This window comes from Microcoleus sp. FACHB-SPT15, assembly GCF_014849525.1.
Lineage (GTDB): Bacteria > Cyanobacteriota > Cyanobacteriia > Cyanobacteriales > Coleofasciculaceae > Symplocastrum > Symplocastrum torsivum.
In genome coordinates this window covers 1-21155 of sequence record NZ_JACJNU010000066.1, presented here as the reverse complement: position 1 = coordinate 21155, position 21155 = coordinate 1, and the positions used below count along the sequence as shown (strand labels likewise).

Below are 21155 nucleotides of genomic sequence, written 5' to 3'. Positions count from 1 at the left end.
CGGCGAGACATCTATTCTCAACAAGCCTGTCAATAAGCTGATATCTTTGTGTCGAGCAATGGAGGAGAAACCTTGATTCATCAAGCTTTTAGCTTACTCGTCACCCCTTCAGGGCTCTGTATCTGCATTAGTCTTGAGCTAATCGCTAATCGCTACACTAGAGTCGGATGAACGTTGGGAAGAGTAACGCTGTGGCACAAGTAACGCCTGAAATGAGACAGCGAGTTCAAGAACTGCGGCAACTGTTGGTGAGTGCCAGCTATGCTTACTACGTCCTTGACAACCCCACGATGCCGGATGCCGTTTACGACAAGCTGTATCGGGAACTGCAAGACTTGGAAATGCAGCATCCTGAGTTGATAACGCCTGAGAGTCCGACTCAGCGTGTGGGAGAAAAACCTGCATCTAAATTTACCTCTGTGCAGCACAACATCCCACTCTACAGCTTGGAGAATGCTTTCAACATTGAGGAATTCACTAAGTGGCAAGAACGATGGCAGCGTTCAGCCCCGAAACTAGAGGGATTTGAATATGTGTGTGAACTGAAGATTGATGGTAATGCTTTGGCACTCACTTATGAAGATGGTGTTTTGACAAGGGGGGCAACGCGGGGTGATGGTGTTACAGGTGAAGACATTACCCAGAATGTGCGAACGATTCGCTCGATTCCTTTGCAGCTAAATGTAGAGAAACCGCCAGCCGTTGTGGAAGTGCGAGGCGAGGCGTTTTTGCCCTTAGAGGTATTTGAACAAATTAATGAGGAGCGAGAGGCGGCAGGAGAACAGTTATTTGCTAATCCTCGCAATGCAGCCGCAGGCACACTAAGGCAATTAGACTCCCGAATTGTTGCAAAGCGACGGTTGGATTTCTTTGGTTATACCTTGCATATTCCAGGTAAAGACGATAGCGATGTCGCTCGTACCCAATGGGAGGCGCTGGAAATGCTGAAGATGTTTGGTTTTCGGGTGAATCCGAATCGCAAACTCTGTGCCTCGTTGGAGGATGTTCGAGATTATTACAACTACTGGGATACAGAACGGCGAAATCTGCCCTACATGACGGATGGGGTGGTGGTAAAGCTCAACTCGTTTACCCTTCAAGAGGAACTGGGCTTTACACAGAAGTTTCCTAAATGGGCGATCGCACTTAAATATCCTGCTGAAGAAGCCCCAACTCGTGTAGACGACATCAAAATTAATGTTGGACGGACAGGCGCACTCACGCCACTAGCTCACTTACATCCCGTACAACTTGCCGGGACAACGGTTCAACGAGCCACTTTACATAATAGCGATCGCATTGCCCAATTAGATATCCGCATTGGCGATACCGTAATTGTCCGCAAAGCGGGTGAGATTATCCCCGAAGTCGTGCGCGTCCTGACTGAACTTCGCCCAGAGGGCACCCAACCGTTCCAAATGCCTAGCTGTTGCCCTGTCTGCGAACAGCCAGTTGTTCGTCCAGTCGATGAAGCCGTAACTCGCTGTATTAATGCGTCTTGTCCAGCTATCCTCAAAGCCGCAGTAACACATTGGGCAAGCCGTAATGCTCTCGATATCAACGGTTTGGGAGAAAAGATTGTCCAGCAACTCGTTGACCAAGGTGTTGTCCACTCCGTTGCCGACCTTTATAATTTAACACCGGAACAGCTTGCCTCAATGGAACGGATGGGTAAGAAATCAGCCGAGAAATTGGTAGGCGCGATCGCAAATTCCAAAACTCAACCTTGGGCGCGAGTCCTCTACGGCTTAGGGATTCGCCATGTTGGTAGTGTAAATGCTCAAACCTTAACCCAACAATTTCCTACCGTTGAACAGCTACAACGTGCTACCGCCGCACAAATTGAAGGCGTTTACGGTATTGGGCCAGAAATTGCTCAAAGTGTCTCTCAGTGGTTTCAAGTTCCTGCAAACCAAGCCCTGATTACCAGACTTCGAGAAGCTGATTTACAGTTAGCCGCCCAAGTGAAATCCACAACCGCAGCCAAGAGTCAACCCTTAAGCGGTCAAACCTTTGTAATCACTGGTACATTGCCCACCCTCAAGCGCGATGAAACCAAGGAATTGATAGAGAAAGCGGGTGGGAAAGTCACCAACTCAGTCAGTTCTAAAACGAACTACTTAGTTGTCGGAGAAGATGCGGGTTCCAAATTGGAAAAAGCCCAAGCGCTAGGAATCACCCAATTGAGTGAAGCCCAGCTTTTGGAATTGCTAGAAGATTAATATTCATCTTGAGTATCACCATCAGCCTGCTCATAAGACTCCTGAACACTGGATAAAGATTCATGCCACTTCATCAAACTTCGGGGCGTTGGCGCTTGGGACTAGCGCTATCGCTTGTAACCTCAGTTCTATGGGGGGTTTTGCCGATTACCTTAGCCGTAACACTACAAGTGCTGGATGTTTACACAGTTACTTGGTTTCGCTTTTTAGTTGCTTTTGGGGTACTTGTGGTTTACCTCGCCGCACGGCAGCAACTCCCCGAACCTCAAAAATTGCGCTCTGCTTCACTGGGACTACTTGCGATCGCTACGATATTCTTGGGGTCAAATTACCTATTATTCCTCCAAGGCTTAGCACAAACCTCACCTACTACTGCAGAAGTTATCATCCAGCTTGCTTCAGTTTTCTTTGGTTTAGGTGCCTTAGTTGTTTTTAAAGAACGCTACACCCTGCATCAATGGGTAGGTTTAGGTGTTCTAACTTTGGGGTTAATCCTCTTTTTTAATGAGCAATTAAAAACAATACTGACGGCGCAAGCAACTTATTTAGTAGGTAATGCCCTCCTGGTAATTGCTGGCGCAACTTGGGCTATCTATGCTTTAGCTCAAAAGCAGCTTCTAGAGAAGTTACCATCATCAACAATCATGCTGATTATTTATGGTGGCTGTGCAATTTTATTTAGCCCATTTGTATCACCCCAAAAGCTTTTGAGCTTAAGTCCATTACACTTCGGGATGCTGCTGTTTTGCGCCTTAAATACCTTAATTGCTTACGGGTCTTTTGCTGAAGCATTAGAACATTGGGAAGCCTCACGAGTCAGTGCAGTAATAGCACTAACACCCATTGTTACGTTTGTAGCGGTATGGCTAATTTCATGGCTAGCACCGACTCTAATTGCACCCGAACACTTAACAACATTGGGAATGCTAGGAGCAGTTCTAGTGGTTGTTGGTACAGTTGCGATCGCGATCGGTAAGAAGCGATAGCTAACGCTCTTTTATCACTCTAGGCAGAGTGATATCTCAGGACTTACGCAGAGGCACTAACTAAAAGAAAACTCATCACACCGATCAACCCTTGTGCAGGGGGTTTGGGGGAGGCACTCCGTCCCCCACCGGAGCTTTAGTGAGGAGGGGGTTTGGGGGAAAGTCCCCCAAGCAGGGTTTTTCTACAAACGACTAATTTTCGCTTAAGTGCGTGACATTCAGCTTCCCCACTCCCTGATGAGATTAAACTCAAGAGTCAACAGTACTGCTTTGTTCAGCTAATACTTGATTTTGGATAGCAGTAGGTTGCTGAACAAGAGACTTTAATTTTTGAGCGATTTGCTCACGCTGATTAATGAGATAAATACTAACCAACGTCATTGAGACACCCATCCACTGGAGGGGGCTGAGTACTTCAGATAAAAACAGATTCCCAAATAGTAGAGCAAAGACCGGAGTCAGAAACGTAAGAGAACTCAGACTAGTGAGATTACCACTAGAGGCGAAATAGAAAAATAGACCATAAGCGATCGCACTTCCAAAAACCGTCGAGTAAGTCAACGCCATCCAACCAGAGAAGTCAATATTCACCCACTGCTGGCTTTCCCAAACTCCTGAAAAAGCAAACAACGGCAGCCCTCCCAAAATCATATGCCAGCCTGTAGCCATAACTGGGTCAGCATATCGCGTCACGTATCGAATCAGCACCGTCCCTACTGCCATCGACAGTGCTGCCAACAGCATCAGCCATTCACCACTTTGAAACAACTGCTGCCAAGTCAGCTCCAAAGATAGAGAATTACCATGAAAAAGATTGAAAATCCACTGATCAGGTAAGCCAATCAGACTGATTCCCAAGACTCCGATGCCTAACCCTAGCCAACCCCAAAGTCCAATCACTTCACCAAACAGCAACGCTGACAAAAGCGCCACGGCTAGAGGTTGAGAGTCAATCATCACTGAACCCAAACCTGCACCTGTTCTTTCCAATCCTTCTGCTAAAAAACCTTGAAACAGCGCACCATCCACCAAAGCAAACAAGCTAATCCATAGCCATGCCGCCCATCCTTTTGGCTGAGGACGCCCCATCACCATTGCCGCCGCCAATAATAAAACCCCTGCTGGCACCAAACGTACTCCTGCCATAAATAGAGGCGTTGTGTTTGGGATAACACCTTTCATCGCTACCATTGCCGTTCCCCAGAGGAAAAATGGAGCAATTAGTAACAAAGACGCGAAGGGTGAGCGGATTGGGGTGATTTTTAGCTGCATAGTTACAGGTTGGGCGCTAAGCGCAAAACGACAAAAAGGTGTAAAAGATAATATTTTATGATTCTCTACATAATTGTAACGAATTATATCGTTGTGTTAAGCGGGTGTGGAAAATACACCTTTCACTGAGACAGCGAAACTATCGTCGATCGTGCAAACTAGATCAATATCCAGCCTTGGAATTGCTAGGCTTACCTTACTTAGACTCATTCACTACATAACGACTAAATAGCTCATGGTCTGGCCTTTTAAGCCCAAATCTCGTAAACAAATTGCTCGAATAGAAGTCAATGGTGCGATCGGTAGTGCCACCCGTAAGCGGGTGCTTGAGGCACTAAAAACAGTAGAAGAGAAGAAATTTCCCGCTTTACTCTTACGCATTGACAGCCCTGGCGGTACCGTGGGCGATTCTCAAGAAATCTACAGCGCCTTAGTGCGTCTACGGCAGAAGATGAAAATCGTTGCCAGCTTTGGCAACATCTCCGCCTCTGGGGGAGTTTATATTGGTGTAGGAGCCGAGCATATCGTTGCTAACCCTGGTACGATTACTGGCAGCATTGGCGTGATTCTGCGAGGAAATAACCTGGAACGCCTGCTAGAAAAAATCGGTGTTTCCTTCAAAGTTATTAAATCTGGCCCCTACAAAGACATTCTTGCTTTTGATCGCGAACTGACAGAGCCAGAAAAAAATATTCTTCAAGATTTGATTGATACAAGTTATCAACAGTTCGTTCAAACCGTTGCTGATGGTCGGAAACTAGCAGTAGAAACGGTCAGAAGCTTTGCCGATGGTCGTATCTTTACGGGTCAGCAAGCTCTCGAACTCGGCGTTGTTGACCGACTGGGAACAGAGGAAGATGCTAGACGTTGGGCTGCCGAATTGGTTGGTCTTGACCCAGATAAAACCAAGTGTTACACCATCGAAGAACCCAAACCCTTCTTGAACCGTTTACTGCCTAACAACGCTAGTCGAATACCCCCTGGTCTATCAGCAGGAATGAGTTGGGTAGAATTTGAACTGTCTACCAGTGGTCAGCCTCTATGGCTATATCGACCTTAAGGGGACTGGAGATTAGGGATTCTAGTTTTAGTCTGGAATTCAATATCTAACCCCTATCCCCTTGTTAAGGTTGTTAAGGGGAAAATTAAAACAGCAATCGGAGGTGTAAATAGTGGCAGTGGAGTGGCGAGTTCGGGCAATTCGTGGGGCAACAACAGCGTCTGAAAATACAGTTGGGGCGATTCGAGAAGCTGTGACAGAACTACTGGATGAATTGGAAGCACACAATCAGCTTGACCCTAATGAAATCATCAGTGCGATCTTCACGACCACGCGAGACTTGGATGCTGTCTTTCCAGCCGCGATCGCACGAGAACGCCCCCACTGGGACAATGTTGCCTTGCTTGATGTTCAGCAAATGCACGTTGAAGGAAGCTTAGAGCGTTGTATCCGCTTCTTAATCCACATCAATACCCCCGTCTCCCAGTGCGAGATTTACCACCCCTATCTTCGTCAAGCAAAAAACCTCAGACCCGATTGGAACTTGGCTCAAATTAGCTCGACGGTATCTTCTCCAGTGCGATCGCATCGCCGTTGATGCTTTATTAGCACTCATATAGCAATCCTATTTGAGTTATAAGATGTCAGAGCTTCAGATTCCCGACTTCTCAAAGAAGTTGGGAATCTCGCCTTCACTACAAAGTAAATTCAGCAAACTCACTGTTTTCATCTACATCAGGATTTTTTCCTGCACGAGTAGGTTGGATTGAGGTTTGGATTAGTTGTTTGAACGTCAGTTGTGGGTTTTGCTGAAGGATGTTCAAACTCTGAATAAAATCACGCACAACTTCACGCGGAGTCAGCAAGTCTTTTGCACCCAAGCGATTGACACATTCATTCGTGAACTCTTGTAATTGAGCAGCGGTAATAGTCTTCTTGTACTTGTAATGAACAGCATGAACCTCGGCTAACCGTTGCAAAAGCTCCAAGATATTTTCAGCGGTTAACGTCTCTAAACGGATGACGGGTGCAGAAGTATCCTGAAACCCATTCATGACAGTACGTCCAGGCACCAATCGAGTACGCAAAGCTTCATAGCTGTAGAGTCCTCGTCGGGAATCTTCGAGAAAATCAGGCGTTCCACCCATAAGCATACCGAGGTTTTCGGCTCTGCCTTGCATTGAGTCGTTGAACAAAGCTAAGAGCTTATCGTAGTTGTTTTGCCGGGAAACTGTATGAGAAATTTTGTATAAATGAACCGCTTCATCAATGAGAATAAACAGTCCTTTATAACCAATATCAGCAACAAACTTGGCGAATAGTTTGATGTAGTCATACCAGCTATCATCGTCAATAATCACGCGCACTCCTAGCGCTGACTTTGCCTCCGATTTAACAGCAAATTCTCCACGTAGCCAACGCAGTGCGGCATCTTTTTTTTCATCATCATCTGCTCGGTAGCCCTGCCAGTAAGCTGTAACAACAGTAGCAAAGTCAAAGCCATGAACTAAATTTTCCATGTCCTTGACGACTTCTAAAATTTTGGATTCTACTTGGTCATCAAAGCCATCATCACTTGGACGCTTTCCCGTTGCTTGAGCAACCTGAGTCAAAATCCCACTAATCCAGCGTTCAAGAATTAGTTTCATTGCACCACCATCAGGATTCGTTTTGGTGGCAATATTCCGCATCAATTCTCGATAGGTGGCAACACCCTGTCCATTGGTTCCAGCTAATCGGCGTTCAGGAGATAAGTCTACATCAGCAACTACAAACCCTTGCTCCATCGCATGATTCCGAATTAGCTGGAGCATGAAACTCTTACCTGAACCATAGCGCCCAATGATAAAGCGGAACGTTGCACCCCCTTCGGCAATATTTTCAAGGTCTTGCAAGAATGCTTTGATTTCCTGTTCCCGTCCGACAGCAATATGTTCTAGACCAATTCTCGGCACAACTCCCGCACTGAGGGAATTAATAACAGCAGTAGATTCCCTTTTATTAATTTTGAGATTTGCCATGTGCTTATTGCTTAGTTTCAATTGTTCTGGGAGATGATTCTGAGGGTAGTGTAGAGGAATTAGGAAGATGGGGATAAATGCGATCGCAAAAAAACAGCGTTCCCGAAGCAACACACAAAGGAATCGTGAAAAGATTCAACAACGGAATACTCACCAACCCCAGACAAACCAGGCTAAAGCTGGCACTAGCAGGCAAACTTCTAGTTACAATTCCTAACTTTTGCCGGAAGCGTAAGCGTCTACGTTCTAAAGGAGCATCGAGAAAGTCAAGACAAACAATCATTGCCGCTAGGGTGATACCACCAATCGCCGCTACCACTGTCCCAATTCCTGGTGCAAAGTTTAGCAGTAGCAATGGTAACCCCAATCCGACGATCAGCACGAGTTTTTTCAACTCAAAGAGAATTGCTCTTGAAATATCCCGAACAACTCCCACCTCGACAATCTGCAACTGACTTGTGCGTAACTTCTCCAACTGTTCTGAGAGCTTGCCATACCACGGCGCACCTAGCAATACCCCAAATTGCACAAGTAAAAAACCAACTACTAGCAATAACCCTACTACTAACAGGAAGTGCAACAAGAAGCCTAAGCCAATAATTAAGTACTCTAAAAAGCTGAGCCATGCTGGAAGCTTAGCAATCAATGTCTCTAGCCAATTCGACAAATTGATGAGTAAACCTTCGACACTCTCCCAACCAAAAAAGAGTAACCCCACATAAAGGACAACACCGACTACAAAATTCACCAAAATCGGTACTGCCATATAACCCAACAATCGAGGGTTGCGCTGAAAAACAGCAAGCGCTCGAAACGGGTAAGTTGCCCCTGCCAGTAATCCAAATCCACCCAGTGCTTTCCGCATCATTGCTCAGCTACTTCAGATATTCACCGTTGGTAACGCTCTGACTCTAGCGCATAGGCTTTAAGACTGCGTCGCACAATCAGGGGATAGTAACAAAGAAAGCTTTGGATATTACGCGATTAGACCACAGGGATGAGTTTGCGAACGCACTGTTCAGAGAAAATAAACAAGGAGTTGGCACTCAGGGATAATGCCAAAGAAAATAAGGGAATTGAAAGCAATGGTGGCAAAAGTTGGGTACGTCCTTCAACCAGGTCGCGGTAAAGGAAGTCATACTTATTGGAAACATCCGTTGTTACCTGAAGAACCTCTAACCATTCCAGGCAAGGATGGAGATGATGCTCCGCTATATTTAGAAAGAAACATTCAACGGGTGCTGAAAAAGCTAGAAGAGATTGAAAACGAGGAAGGTGAAGAATGAGCTATCACTACAGCATGGTGATTCAATGGTCGGAGGAGGATCAGCTGTTCTTGGTTCACTTGCCTGAGTTTCCCTGGCAACAGTTTCATACGCATGGCAGAACTTATGAAGAAGCTGCCAAAAATGGGCAAGAAGTGATTGAGGCTTTTGTGGAGATGCTGACTGAGGAGGATAAACCACTACCAGAACCCAGAATTCTTCCTACAAAGCCGTTACAGGTTGCTTAGTTAGTGTTGCAATAGAGTTGCAATTATTAGTGTACGTTGGGTTTTCTGGTGTCAACTCAACTTACCGTCAGTTTGTGGTCACACTGATTTTCCGGAGTTAGACCGCAGAGTGTAGATTGAGGTAGAGCTATGCTTCTTTCGCAATGTCTTCAACCTTTCCCGCTAATAAGACTTGTTTTCCCATGAGCCAATTTGATGAGGATCTACGTCAACTTGAAGCTACTAAGGCAAATTTAGCTGAGCTTGAAAAATTGTGGAATTCTTTACGGGAAAATATACCTAATGGTATCCCTTTCAAAGCGAATCCTGATTACGAGAATGCTTGCCGTTCATATAAACAGCTACTCACAGGTCTACCATTGATAGATGGTTGGAAACCAATAGCATTACCTTGCGATCTCGATGAGATAGCTCAATATTGCCTTGATATCTTGGAAGTTAAAGAATTGGCAATTCCAATTCAAGTATCTCGTAGAATTGAAAAGCCAGGTGAGGAACTACAAGAGTATAGATTTCGGTTCAATCGAAAGCGACAGCAAATTATTCAAAATAAAGTGCTTCAAACTTTTGATGTAATTGATAAACTACTTGACCAACTTCGAGAAAGTTTTCCCATTGATGAAGAAAATCTTGAGTATGTCAAAAGAATTGAAGATCCAAATTGGCAAATTCTTTCTAACAAAGTCAAGCAAATAGATAAATTAATCGGCATTGGTAGTAGTGTGCCATATCCCCCACGATGGCACGATCTAAATCGTCATCTCCACTACCGAAACACTCAGGATTTAAGAGATATTATCAATTCGGATTGGCCATCAGTCAAAGAAGTGCTTACAGTATCGCTGTACACAATGAATAAACCGATTCCGGTGGAGGTCAATGATTTAGCTGAACTTGGGTTATCACAAAAAGTAGGAATTAACCTACTCTCCAAGTTAATAGACAGCTTCACGAAGGGGGATATAGCACCGGAAATCAATGAGAATACGCTCCTGCAATTCTTAGAGATAAGCCAAAAGGCAGGAGTTGACGTGATTGCCAGGTTGGTTGATTGGATTACAACTGCGGCGAAGGTTGAAGATGTCGTCAATGTCCTTGAAAAGCTTGAGGTTAATGATCTTCAAAAACTGAATGCAGCTATTGGTTTAAGCAATCTGAAGAGCGTTCTTTCAATTTGGCAAGATAACCAGGAAAATGACAATGAGGAGTTCTGGCAAAGAGTACTAGCCCAAAACTCATTTATTTTCGCGCAACTCTTTTCATTTCCGGTTATTCTTCTTCAAGATAAAGCATATGTTGGTGGTAAGAGTATTAGTAATAGAGGTGGGAATATAATTGATTTTTTATTTGCAAATAATCTGACTATGAATGTGGCGTTAGTAGAAATAAAGACACCTGTAACTAAACTCCTAGGGTCGAAATATAGAGGTGCTATTTACAATGTTTCCAACGAACTTTCTGGTTCAGTAATACAAGTCAATAATTATAAGAATTCCCTATTGCAGAACTACAATACACTTTTTAATATTCAAGAAGATAGATTTGAAGCTTTTGATCCTAAAAGCATTGTTGTCATCGGTAATGTTGGTCGTGAACTAGCTGAGCAAAGGCAAATAAAGTCTTTTGAATTGTTCAGAATGGGCTTAAACAATGTTCAAGTTATTTCATATGATGAACTATTTGGAAAAGTTGAATTTCTTGTCAACTTACTAGAAGGTAATGTAACTGAATAGCAGAGTCAAGTTAAAAGTACGATCGCAAATTACCTGTCGGTTGGGTTGACGAAGAAAACCCAACATCTACTCCGATTCACTTATCAACTCACTCGCCTCACCCGGATAAAAGCGATCGCCTAAAATTTCCGTCAAACTTTAGGGACACTTATTGGAAAAGTTTGCTCTGGCAAGTCAGTTTCTCCCATCGCTAATGTTCTTCTCACTCAGACTCCTCTGCCTCAGTGAAGCTAGGTAGTTCATCTAAGGAACATTGCAAGACACGACATAAAGCCTGCATCTGACTAATAGTGAGTCTGGGTTCAAATCTCCCAGCTTCCCAATTACTTACAGTTTGGTCAGTAACCCCCACAGCATCCGCTACTTGTTTTTGGGTCAGTCCCAGTCGTTTCCTTAGCCTCATCAGCTCACGCCCTGAGTTCATTGCCTCCCGATCGCCTTAACTATATGTTTATTTATCTAAGTAGACAAAACCCTAAGTCTGTTTGTAATATGGGGTCATGTCACGAGCCAGCGCCTGAACTTTCCACGGAACGACGCTGGCTCTGGCTCCAATTACACATGGAGACAAGTTCATTATGCCTTACAGAGAACGCCTTAACCCTTGGGTAATGGTTCGCCTGCTTCCCAATATGCAGCGATTAACTGTTGGTCAGTTCCGCACTCGCTCCGATGCAGACGGTCATTTACAGATTCTCCGCCGCCTGATTCCGAATGCAAAATTTGTGGTGATGTTCAATGCTGACATCCTACAGCCGCAGCAAGCTGACACTCACTACAGAACATCAGGTCGGTAATCCTCAACGAACCCCTCCTCAATTGAAACAAGCGATCGCACTTGATTAGGAAAAGGCGATCGCTTTCTCTCCACCAGAAACCATCATCATGAGGAAACTAATTTTCCTAATGTGCTGCCGCGAAGATTTGTTTTGCCGTTAGTCGTAACTGTGCGATCGCTAACACAATCAAAACTTCTAGTCATCCGTTCTAATACGTTGTTATACCGTGTACTTCCAAGCTGATTAACTGACAAATATGCCTCGGTATAAGCCTGACAAATCAACTTGTTTATAGAGAGCAAGGGAACTGTAACGAGAAACAGCCTGTCCAGTCTCCGGAAGGTATAAATTCAGTCCACACAACTCGTTTAAATCAGTATTTATAAAATGACTATTGTTAAAAAGCTTTCCACCTGTTTTGTAGTAAGCAATAACTGATGACTCTAAAAACTCAGTAAACTCACTAAGCTCATGTGACTCTTGATTAATGTTGCTTGAAAGATGCCTAAGCAAAGCAAGCACATCACAATGCTGCTCATCAAAATAACGGAATGTTGGAAGAGCTGATAGATTAACTGTTTGTAAATTCTTATCAAGAAGAGGTTGAATCAGCCGTGAGAGCTTAACTGGAATCTGTTCAACTGCTTGATTGTCCACCAACGTGAGTGTGTGATACATATCAGCACGTTCAGATTCCATAATTGCTATAGCCGCTTCACGTCCCCTAACCAATGGTTCCTTAAGCCGTTCGAGAAAGCCTTTGTAATAATAATTTGGTGCGCCAAGCTCAAGCTGAGATGCAAGCGTGTATCGAGCAGAGTTTCTTGCTTCGTATACAATTTCCAGCGTGGCTTTATTGCAGTTTTGAAAGAAAAGTAACTCAACTCATCCACTAGTACTCTTATTAAATCGAGTTAATTCACTGGCAAACTTATCAACTCTCATCCATGTAGTTGCTTGACCATTTAATCCATGATAATCAGGACTAATCTCATTGATTTTGCCGCCATGACCAACAACAATTACCGCCCAATGGTCTGCGTTGAAAGTTTGATTTGCCCAGTCAAGGTATTTAGAGAATGCTGATATGTCGCTACTGTCTTCTCCTACAATATCCATTTCTTGTATAGCGCCATTGGTGAGGATACGACGGCGCATTTTAGTATCACCAAAATAGTCTGATTGAACAGCCACCACTACTTCTGAGTCTCTTGTACCCTCAGCTAGCATTTCAATGATTGGTTCACCAAAGCGAACAAGGTCATTATCATAAGGCATCCAGTACAGAACTACCCATCTATGACGTGATTTCGAGTGGAGAGATTGATGAGAAATCATGGCAAAAGAGGATTCTCTACCTACAATTCCAGCAAAGCAAGCTAAACTTAACGCAAAATAACGGCATAAACTTCTTCGTTTCATTGTCAAACGCACAGATATTAACTTAAACTTTGTAGCTATTGTGGACTAACTGAATGTTAAACGCCAATAGATACGCTTCCGATTACTATTCCACCCAATAACTCAGTAGCATAATTTGTTATTATGAGGCACTAATTCAGAGGATGTCTGAAAAGTTACTATTGGTGTCCCTACAAATGGCACTTTAGATCTCAATTTGCGTAAGTCCTAATTAAGTTGTTCCAACTCATCGAAGAGACTCGATGTTAAGCTCCAACTTCTCTCCTAACCATAAAGAACGATCCACGTGATCTCCCACATCGTCGCCTGTCTCAGGATGAACCAGAATATCCAACCCCTCACGATTGAGCATCAACCAGGGGACAACCTTGCCAAATTGCTCCGGTAAGAACGCAACTTGATACATTGCCTTTGAGTGTGGCCCAATGGGTTTGTCATGCCAACGCCCCAGTTGTACGTCGAACCTACTGCCCAATCCTTCTCGTACACGCGCCGCCGCCTCACGGCTGGCGGTATCGAAGTAGATATGAGCATGAAAACCAGTAATTTCAGCGGTATCTTTCATCGCCTTAATCGCTCCACTTTATCTGAGAGTGAACCGCTCATGAGTTCATTTAGAAGACTTGACGCGATTCCAAATGAGCTTCAATTTCCTTACGAGTCCGCCATACAGGTCGTAACTCATTACGAGCATATAGCGGCAACTGGTCGCCAATATGGGGTGAACCTGGCTGAGTGGCATTTCCGTAAGTGAGCAGTACCTTTGCCTGTACGGGATTAGAAAACTCAATGGCTGCAATGTAGGTATCACCAGCAATTTGTTGGAAACGACCCTTAGTGGCTGGGACTAAATCTACAACTCGGAAGATACCGAATAGTCCAGGGCCACCACTAGCGGGTAAATCCACCTTACCGTAACGTAATCGAGCCACCTCACCCCAAGGTACATCCAGCAACCCGTAAAGCGATTTTACAGTAACGGCAACTGCCTTTAAGACATTGACAGCAGTGGCAGGGTCAGATAAACCATCAGGTGTTGTAATTGGAGTCTCCTCGTTCCAAGGAGTTGTGAACCAATTGAAGGGTTGCATAGATTGCCCCCACAAGGCAAATAGTACTGCACCTCGACTTTCGGCATCGGCTTTTCGATCCCAAGCTTCCAAAACATCAGCCGCTTGCTTTCCTAACTCACCACCCAACTGTCGTGCTGCTGGAATCAAATCATCCAAAATTCGGTCTGCCAACTCCATCCGGGATGAGAACTTGTCGGCAATCATCTGCTCAAAACTCAGCTTTTCAGACTCCATCAGCATCCGTGCTGAACGCTGTGCCCGAAAGTGCATGAAACGTGGGGCAAGGTAAGATGGATAATCGTTGGGATTCAGTGCTGGTGGGAATGTTGTAGTCCAGGGTGGGTCGTTGGCATTCTGCAACCAACCGCTAGGTGGGTCGAGGACACGGGGTAAGTCAGTGTAAGGATGGGTTTTTGTCCATAATGTGGCGGATGTGTCACCTGGAACAACTCCCTGCCAGAATTTCCAATCACCTTGGGAGTGTATGGGAACTTGAGCGTTGAACAAGTACAAAATATGCCCATCGCGATCGCTATAAATTATATTGAACATTGGCAACTGTAATCGCTGGAGTGCCGCTTCAAACTCGCTCACGTTGTTTGCCCGTGCCATGTCCCAAAATTGCCCCATGATTTCAGGCTGTTCTAATCCAACCACTCGTAAGGCAATGGCTTTCCCTTCTTTTTGACCCACGATTGCGCCGTGAATTGAGCGTTTTACAACTAATTGTTCCTCTCGTTGAGTGCCATCGGCTTGCTTTACCTTGAGCGTTTGGGTTTCGGTTTCAAATGGGCGAACACTACCATCGAAGAGATAGCCTCCATCCGCCAGTGTCAGTTCGTAAGCATCCCAACCATCATGGGTGTTAACCGTGGATGTCCACCCTAGGTTATTGTTAAATGCGATCGCTAACATCGGCATTCCCACCAACGCCACTCCATAAGCATCAATCTCTGGTGCCGTTAGTTGCGCTTCGTACCACAAAAACAAATCTGACCAAGGTAAGTGAGGATTAGCCAGTAGCATCGCGTTACCACTAGCTGAATGAGAAGGTGCAACTGCCCAAGCATTTGAACCCACAGCAGGACGGCGGGAACTGAGACTTGCAACACTTTCCCGGTTTACAACAAAGGTGAAATTAATCACCCGTTGCACATGAGCTAGCACATCTACACCATTAACGGGGAGTACCTGCTCAACTTCATCGTTAATTTGCTCAGCGTGTTCCTCAGCATAAGCATTGATTCCTGCCGCAAAGGCATCAAGATAGCGGCGCATCGTCGGGTTCTGTTCCTCGTACCAGTTACTTGCCCGACGCGGAATGCCCATCGTTCTCACATACTTGTCTGATTCAAGATATTTTTCTCCAAAATACTCTGCTGCTTGTCCCCGTGCTTGACCATATAATCGCAGAATCAAGTCCCCATGACTCTGCATCTGCGCCCAACCAAAGGCTTGAAATAACCCCTCCGCATCTTTCCCATAGATATGCGGAATACCCCAACTATCCCAAAGAATTTCTGTTCGCTCTGAACCAATTGCAGGATTGCGAAGGCTCAAGAATAAAGCGAGAACACAACTGAGTAGTAAAAGGAACAACCAAAGAAATTTTTGTCTGAGGCGAAGGGGGCGTATTCGAGCGAAAGTCATGCTTAGATAAAAGCGTTTAGCTATCAGCTTTTGGTATTAGATGATTTTGTTGTAGGGGTGTATAGCATACGCCCATCAAATGCATGTTCTCCAACAATCTGACGAATTTGAGCGGCTTGCTCCATATATTCTGTGTCAGTGAATACAGGCACCATACCTTCAAGAGAAATTGGTTCAACCACATCAATCCATGAGCGACAGCCACCATATTCAGCACGGTAGGGAATAGTTTGTGATTGAGGGAGTTGGTAAGTCCGTAACAAGAGAATATAAAGAGGCTGACGGGGTTTCCATTTTAGGCGATCGCTTACGAATTGCTCGTTCCAGATGTGGTACGGTAACAACTCTGCAACGACTGACTCATCACTTACTAGCAAAATATCAGTAATCTCTGCCCAGCTACCAACTCGCACGGTTTCCGGATGCCAACCTGATGCTACAGGGTTTACCAGAGGAGCATATTCAGCTTTTAGCAAGTTGGGCTGTTGATGCTCATAGGTGGGGTAAAGCAAAACTTCGTTGTGAGCAACTTTGAAGCGGTTCCCCTCTTCTTTGATACCGCCTTTGCGTAGCAGCATAATCGTTTTGCCCTGTTCTAGAGCCTCAACGGCAACAGCCCATTCTTTAAAAGCGTATATTGTTGTAACATCCATCGGCAGATCCAATGAGTCTTTTCTTTTAGGCTAATCGCGATCGCAAAAAATAATGCAGTGGGTGAAGAAATCGCCACTCACAGCTAATACCAGGTTGCTTTTAAACAGCGTACCAGGGTAAAAGCTATCAACTCTCACCTCAAAGCTGACCGCTGATGGCTGATGGCTGACTGCTTCTTAGTGTAAAATTCCAATTCAAGAATTTTAGCCTTGGGCGTCGGGTAACCGTGCATCCTTAAAGACATCATGGCCATCATTGCCCTGAAAGCTTGGTATCTCCAGCAATATGAACCGATTAAAGAACTGGAGAAACGTCCTCACGACTTACGTCTGAGCAAAAATAGTTTGCTCAAGTCTGGTTTGCGGGCTGATTTTTTAGACGATAGCCAGGATGTCAAGAACTCAGAATGGTTTGGGCGTTACCTAGAAGGGGAAACTGTTGAGTTTTACATTGAAGGTAGCGGCGGCTATGCCATTTCTAACATTGACTTGATCTCTCACGAGATTTACTTCAGCAAGCAGGAAGTAATGGGGCAACTGGAGCCAATTATATTCTTGAGCTACCAGACTGAATACAGTGCTTCTAATGAGGCTTTGCGTAACGCCCTCTCGAAGACAGTGGAAGGCTTCAACCAGCGATCACGTTTACCCCTAACTCTAGAAGAATCTCGACGCCCTGCGGGTGAACCGATGCGACTGAATAGCACTCAGATGCGTAAAATTCGTAAAAGTCTACTCTTTATGGCGGATGGCACTCCGATAGCACGTATTGAAGGAGAAAAAACACCCCTACTAATTCCTAGCCCGAATGTCTGTATAGAAATAGGTTATGCCTTAACAGCCAAGCGGGCAGAACAGATTTTGCTCACGAAGATGGAACGCCCAGATTTACCAGGGCAGTTTCCTTTTGATTTACCCAACTATCAGCAGTTGGTTTACGATGAACCCGCTGAGTTGAGCCAAACTTTACCCTCGGTGATGGAGGCATTGCTACAACGGTTTAATTTATTGACCTGATTCGGCAGTTATACCGTGATTGGCTAGTTCATTTTCGATAAAGTCTCGCCAAACTCCCTCGGGTTCCCAAATTTGATGGAGTTGCTTTTGGGCATCGCTAATGCTCACACCCTGGCGAATCACTTGGTAGAGATACATAAACGCAGAAACCCTCATATTGAGAGCGCAATGCACAAAAACTTTGTTACCTGCGTTTGCTTCCATGATGTGGAAAAAATTTTCTAAATCCTTGCTGGTTGGAGCTTCCCACTTCACAGGCAGATGCACGTACATTATGCCTTGAGAGGTGACTAGTTCACCCTCATTGGGTATGGCATTGGTGGAAGTGGGCATAGCCAAATTAACGACAACCTCGTATCCAGCTTCCTTAAGCGTCGGAAATTGTTCCTCTGTAGGCTGTCCTGCTGTGCCAATGTGTTCAGAAATCTTTAAGAAATTTTTGATCTGCTCCATACCCTGATTCTGTATCAGTTTCTTTTCGACAGTCAGACAAGCCTACCACTTCATAAAAGAGATTAGGGATTGGGGATTGGGAGAAAGAGAGTTTCAGCCCATTGCAATAGACTTGAGCGATGAACCGTGGAAATTAATTCGACGGCGGGAGAGTGGCTAAGGACAAACTCTCAGGCGATCGCATAAACCGTCTGACTTTTCAAACAGCCTCCGAGAAGCGTGATTTTCCGCCGCTTGGTCACTGATAATAATTTGGATACGGATTCAGTCAGGATAATTTTCCATGCCCAGAACCCCAGATGAATACGCTGTACATATCCTCTTGTCAAGTGGTCACCGGGAAGAAGTACGGTTTGCGACAATTCAGGAGTTTCAGAAGTGGTACAGCGGTGAATTGATGCCAAAAGCAACCTCCAATGACTTCATTAGCGTACCGATCAAAAATGTCCAGGGCGAGTACATGGTGCTTCGTCCTTCTAGCGTTTCGGCGATTCGGGTGGAACCTGTTTTTGCAGGAAGCGTCGAACGTTTTTAGCGCAGCAAGGCTAAAGATCAATAACTTACAAAACACGAGGAGTAAGAAAGTTTGCTATTGAACCTACCTGATAGCCATTCCCTTTTCCTTAGTTAGGGACTTCTGTAGCCTTGCAACGTGCGATCGCTCTTTCGTTCTTGGTGAGTATGAGAAAGACATTAACTTGGCTCTCCCTAAGTTTAGGGATAACGCTTTTGTCGGCTAACGGGATAATCGCCGCTGAGGTGCCGCTGCAACCGATTAACCCGGAGGCTAGTCAGACAGCACTGGACTCATTGGGTTTTGATGAGCAGTTGTGGGGGAATCCTGGTCAGCCAGGAGACTGGCGGGCAATGTTAAAGTCGATTGATTACAGCCTACGTTATCTGCAAACCCCCACAGCGGCTCAAGCTTACCAGCGGTATCCAGTGCCAGGAATAACACGCGATCGCGTTCGTCGTTCGCTTGTCCGTTTCCGCCAACTCCTTGTCTCTTCTCCTTCCCCTGCCGAACTGCAAGCCGCTATCAATCGCGAGTTTGTCTTTTACAAGTCTGTTGGCAATGATGGTCAGGGAACTGTTGTTTTTACAGGCTACTTTGAGCCAATTTATGCCGCTAGTCGGACACAAAATGCGGAGTATCGCTATCCCCTCTATCGACTACCCGCTGATTTCAATAGCTGGGCAATCCCTCACCCAACCCGCGCTCAACTGGAAGGGGAAGATGGTTTAGGGAAGAACAGCCGACTGCGTGGGCGAGAATTAGTCTGGTTACGCGATCGCTTAGAGGCTTTTCTCGTTCACGTCCAAGGTTCTGCCCGACTTCGGATGTCCGATGGTAGCCTGATGACGGTTGGCTATGCAGGTAAGACAAATTACCCTTATAGCGGCGTGGGGCGAGAACTAGTTAAGGATGGGAAATTGCAGCTAGAGGGATTGACCTTACCCGTTCTCATTGATTACTTCCGTCGCTTTCCAACGGAAATGAATCAATATCTACCACGCAATCAAAGCTTTGTTTTTTTCAAGGAAACCAACGGCGCACCCGCTACCGGAAGCATTGGTGTGCCAGTTACTGCTGAACGATCGATCGCAACGGATAAATCCCTTATGCCTCCGGGGGCATTAGCGTTGATTAGAGCAACCATTCCTTACCCGAATGCGACGGGTCAACTAGAATCTCGGATGGTGAGTCGCTATGTGTTGGATCAGGACACGGGTAGTGCAATTCGAGGTGCAGGTCGCGTCGATATCTTTATGGGAACTGGCCCACAAGCAGGCGATCGCGCTGGCATCATTGGCGGAGCGGGAGAACTGTACTATCCGCTATTGAAAGAGTGAGGAGAAAGCAGTACAAAGGTACTAAATTAGCGAAATTTTCGTGCCAACGATTGGGGTTGAATTGCGTCGCCACTGAGAGTTGGAAGTTATCAAACATCCTCCATTGGACTCATTGCAGTTTCCTCTCCCAAGGATGAGGGTGAGCTGAAAAATTCCGAGAAAACTTAATAAAGTAGTTTATGATACAAAAATGCCGCATCCCATCCAAGTACCAGAACGTGAATTGGGCAAAACACCCACGATCGCTACTATCGCATCGCTATGTCTTGCTCTGCTCTCGATCGCTTCTGCCGCAATCTTCATCAAATTCAGTGAACAGGAAATTAGTCCCTACGCTACAGCATTCAACCGTTTTTGGATTACCACAGTCATTTTGGGCTTGTGGAGCGGTGTCAGCGCAGTACGCCGGAAACAGGAGAACAGCGAAACCCCTAAATCATCCCCTTATACAGGAGCGATCATCGGGCAGTTATTTCTGGTCGGGTTCTTTTTAGCGGCTGACTTGATTCTGTGGGCTTGGTCACTGACGCAAACTAGTGTAGCTAACGCAACGTTACTGGCAAACCTCACGCCAGTATTCTCCTGTTTAGGTGGATGGTTGTTCTGTCAGAGACGCTTCGATAAGCAATTTCTGCTTGGCATGGCAATTGCGATCGCTGCCGTTTTTGTGATTGGATGTAATGATTGTCAACTTGCTAGTGGCAAATTTCTTGGAGATATTGCTGCTTTAATTGCTGCTGTGTGTTTCAGCGTCTATCTGTCGGTACTGGAACGGCTCCAAAATCAGTTAGGGGCTACAAAGATTGTGTTCTGGAGTTCAGCGATCGCTACATTGGTATCGTTGCCGATTGTACTGATTGATGGAGGTCAAGTGTTTCCCACCTCCTGGCAGGGATGGCTAATAGTCATTTCTCTAGCTGGTGTTTGTCAAATCCTGGGACAGGGAATGCTCGTACACTCACTCAACCAGTTGTCATCAGAATTCGTGGCGTTATTCCTGCTTTTAGAGCCAGTATTGGCGGGAGTTGGAGCTTGGGCATTGTTTTCAGAACAGTTGGGTTTGTTGAATCTGGTGGCGTTTGCGATCGCGTTGGTGGGCGTATATGTTTCACTCTCTAGTCCATCTGCACTCAGAGATGAAGCAATTCAACCCAGTTTAGTAACGTTGCAGGTAGAAACTGACCCGAAAAATCGAGAGCAAGAAGTGGTCAAGGCTGTACTCAACAGTTGTATTGCCAAAAAAGAAATTTCCGTGCCAGAAACAGCATTAGTTGGTGTGAAGCGGAGCTAGTACTCTACCGTAGATTTCTTAAACAGTTTGGATGCAACACCCCTTAAAATGTGTTGACCCTCGCTGAAGGCTAAATAAAACGACATCCCGAACTGCTTGAATCCTGAAGGGGTGACGAGTAAGCTGGAAGCTTGATAAGTCAAGATTTCTACCCCATTAACCTACGCCAAGATGTCAGCTTATTGACAGGATTGTTGAGAATGAGCTGTTGAACTC

At 45.3% G+C, this 21155-nt stretch carries 20 protein-coding genes and 1 pseudogene; 12 read left to right on the top strand and 9 right to left on the bottom strand.

What is annotated here, in order from left to right; translation table 11 throughout:
* Positions 1 to 167 precede the first annotated feature (167 nt).
* Positions 168 to 2222 (top strand): NAD-dependent DNA ligase LigA, encoded by a 2055-nt coding sequence (gene ligA, locus H6F98_RS29305; protein ID WP_199349086.1) that lies wholly within the window; start codon positions 168 to 170, stop codon positions 2220 to 2222.
* Positions 2223 to 2284: 62 nt separating this feature from the next.
* Positions 2285 to 3208, top strand: a complete 924-nt coding sequence (locus H6F98_RS29300; protein WP_192222263.1) for a DMT family transporter — start codon at positions 2285 to 2287, stop codon at positions 3206 to 3208.
* A gap of 249 nt (positions 3209 to 3457) precedes the next feature.
* Here the strand turns inward: H6F98_RS29300 and H6F98_RS29295 are convergent, their stop codons facing one another.
* Entirely contained in the window at positions 3458 to 4480 is a 1023-nt protein-coding gene (locus H6F98_RS29295) for a DMT family transporter (RefSeq protein WP_192222262.1), read from the bottom strand.
* Positions 4481 to 4715: 235 nt separating this feature from the next.
* On the opposite strand from H6F98_RS29295, the gene sppA reads away from it, so the two are divergent.
* Both sppA and aroH read left to right on the top strand, forming a co-directional pair.
* The gene (sppA, locus tag H6F98_RS29290; RefSeq protein WP_192222261.1) at positions 4716 to 5540 is read left to right on the top strand and encodes a signal peptide peptidase SppA; all 825 of its coding nucleotides are present in this window, start codon (positions 4716 to 4718) and stop codon (positions 5538 to 5540) included.
* 118 nt (positions 5541 to 5658) lie between these two features.
* Positions 5659 to 6078, top strand: a complete 420-nt coding sequence (gene aroH / locus H6F98_RS29285) for a chorismate mutase (RefSeq protein ID WP_192222265.1) — start codon at positions 5659 to 5661, stop codon at positions 6076 to 6078.
* Positions 6079 to 6175: 97 nt separating this feature from the next.
* On the opposite strand, the gene H6F98_RS29280 is transcribed toward aroH, so the two are convergent.
* Both H6F98_RS29280 and H6F98_RS29275 read right to left on the bottom strand, forming a co-directional pair.
* On the bottom strand, positions 6176 to 7501 hold the full coding sequence (locus H6F98_RS29280; protein ID WP_192222260.1) for an ATP-binding protein: 1326 nt from the start codon (positions 7499 to 7501) through the stop codon (positions 6176 to 6178).
* Positions 7502 to 7505: 4 nt separating this feature from the next.
* Positions 7506 to 8369: an EI24 domain-containing protein gene (locus tag H6F98_RS29275; RefSeq protein ID WP_396813899.1), complete on the bottom strand. Its 864-nt coding sequence runs from the start codon at positions 8367 to 8369 to the stop codon at positions 7506 to 7508.
* A 187-nt stretch (positions 8370 to 8556) separates the two neighbouring features.
* On the opposite strand from H6F98_RS29275, the gene H6F98_RS29270 reads away from it, so the two are divergent.
* The 3 genes from H6F98_RS29270 (at position 8557) to H6F98_RS29260 (ending at position 10747) form a co-directional block, all read left to right on the top strand.
* On the top strand, positions 8557 to 8787 hold the full coding sequence (locus H6F98_RS29270) for a type II toxin-antitoxin system HicA family toxin (RefSeq protein ID WP_192222259.1): 231 nt from the start codon (positions 8557 to 8559) through the stop codon (positions 8785 to 8787).
* Positions 8784 to 9014, top strand: a complete 231-nt coding sequence (locus tag H6F98_RS29265; RefSeq protein WP_192222258.1) for a type II toxin-antitoxin system HicB family antitoxin — start codon at positions 8784 to 8786, stop codon at positions 9012 to 9014. Before H6F98_RS29270 ends, H6F98_RS29265 begins: the two co-directional genes overlap by 4 nt.
* A 182-nt stretch (positions 9015 to 9196) precedes the next feature.
* Positions 9197 to 10747: a Shedu immune nuclease family protein gene (locus H6F98_RS29260; RefSeq protein ID WP_192222257.1), complete on the top strand. Its 1551-nt coding sequence runs from the start codon at positions 9197 to 9199 to the stop codon at positions 10745 to 10747.
* Positions 10748 to 10949: 202 nt separating this feature from the next.
* Here the strand turns inward: H6F98_RS29260 and H6F98_RS29255 are convergent, their stop codons facing one another.
* On the bottom strand, positions 10950 to 11150 hold the full coding sequence (locus H6F98_RS29255) for a helix-turn-helix transcriptional regulator (protein WP_242058756.1): 201 nt from the start codon (positions 11148 to 11150) through the stop codon (positions 10950 to 10952).
* 175 nt (positions 11151 to 11325) lie between these two features.
* Between H6F98_RS29255 and H6F98_RS29250 the strand changes: the two genes are divergently transcribed.
* Complete coding sequence (locus tag H6F98_RS29250; protein WP_192222255.1) at positions 11326 to 11544, top strand: hypothetical protein; 219 nt, start codon at positions 11326 to 11328, stop codon at positions 11542 to 11544.
* Between the two features lie 225 nt (positions 11545 to 11769).
* Here the strand turns inward: H6F98_RS29250 and H6F98_RS34710 are convergent.
* From H6F98_RS34710 to H6F98_RS29230, 4 genes and pseudogenes are all read right to left on the bottom strand, one after another.
* Positions 11770 to 12804 (bottom strand): annotated as a pseudogene (locus H6F98_RS34710) (clostripain-related cysteine peptidase).
* 370 nt (positions 12805 to 13174) lie between these two features.
* Positions 13175 to 13513 carry a DOPA 4,5-dioxygenase family protein gene (locus H6F98_RS29240; protein ID WP_192222254.1) on the bottom strand — a complete coding sequence of 113 codons (339 nt, stop codon included), beginning with the start codon at positions 13511 to 13513 and terminating at the stop codon, positions 13175 to 13177.
* Positions 13514 to 13562: 49 nt separating this feature from the next.
* Positions 13563 to 15671 (bottom strand): acylase, encoded by a 2109-nt coding sequence (locus H6F98_RS29235; protein WP_192222253.1) that lies wholly within the window; start codon positions 15669 to 15671, stop codon positions 13563 to 13565.
* Positions 15672 to 15694: 23 nt separating this feature from the next.
* Positions 15695 to 16324, bottom strand: coding sequence for a DUF1802 family protein (locus tag H6F98_RS29230; protein WP_192222252.1), 630 nt, complete (start codon positions 16322 to 16324; stop codon positions 15695 to 15697).
* A 246-nt stretch (positions 16325 to 16570) separates the two neighbouring features.
* Between H6F98_RS29230 and H6F98_RS29225 the strand changes: the two genes are divergently transcribed.
* Positions 16571 to 17341 carry a hypothetical protein gene (locus tag H6F98_RS29225; protein WP_192222251.1) on the top strand — a complete coding sequence of 257 codons (771 nt, stop codon included), beginning with the start codon at positions 16571 to 16573 and terminating at the stop codon, positions 17339 to 17341.
* Here the strand turns inward: H6F98_RS29225 and H6F98_RS29220 are convergent.
* Positions 17330 to 17794, bottom strand: a complete 465-nt coding sequence (locus H6F98_RS29220; RefSeq protein ID WP_192222250.1) for a protein tyrosine phosphatase family protein — start codon at positions 17792 to 17794, stop codon at positions 17330 to 17332. The two genes, H6F98_RS29225 and H6F98_RS29220, sit on opposite strands and share 12 nt — an antisense overlap.
* Positions 17795 to 18077: 283 nt before the next feature.
* Here H6F98_RS29220 and H6F98_RS29215 point away from each other — a divergent pair, with 283 nt between their 5' ends.
* From H6F98_RS29215 to H6F98_RS29205, 3 genes are all read left to right on the top strand, one after another.
* Positions 18078 to 18329, top strand: a complete 252-nt coding sequence (locus H6F98_RS29215; protein ID WP_192222249.1) for a hypothetical protein — start codon at positions 18078 to 18080, stop codon at positions 18327 to 18329.
* Between the two features lie 146 nt (positions 18330 to 18475).
* Entirely contained in the window at positions 18476 to 19648 is a 1173-nt protein-coding gene (locus tag H6F98_RS29210; protein ID WP_192222248.1) for a murein transglycosylase A, read from the top strand.
* A gap of 190 nt (positions 19649 to 19838) precedes the next feature.
* On the top strand, positions 19839 to 20939 hold the full coding sequence (locus H6F98_RS29205; protein ID WP_192222247.1) for a DMT family transporter: 1101 nt from the start codon (positions 19839 to 19841) through the stop codon (positions 20937 to 20939).
* Positions 20940 to 21155 lie beyond the last annotated feature (216 nt).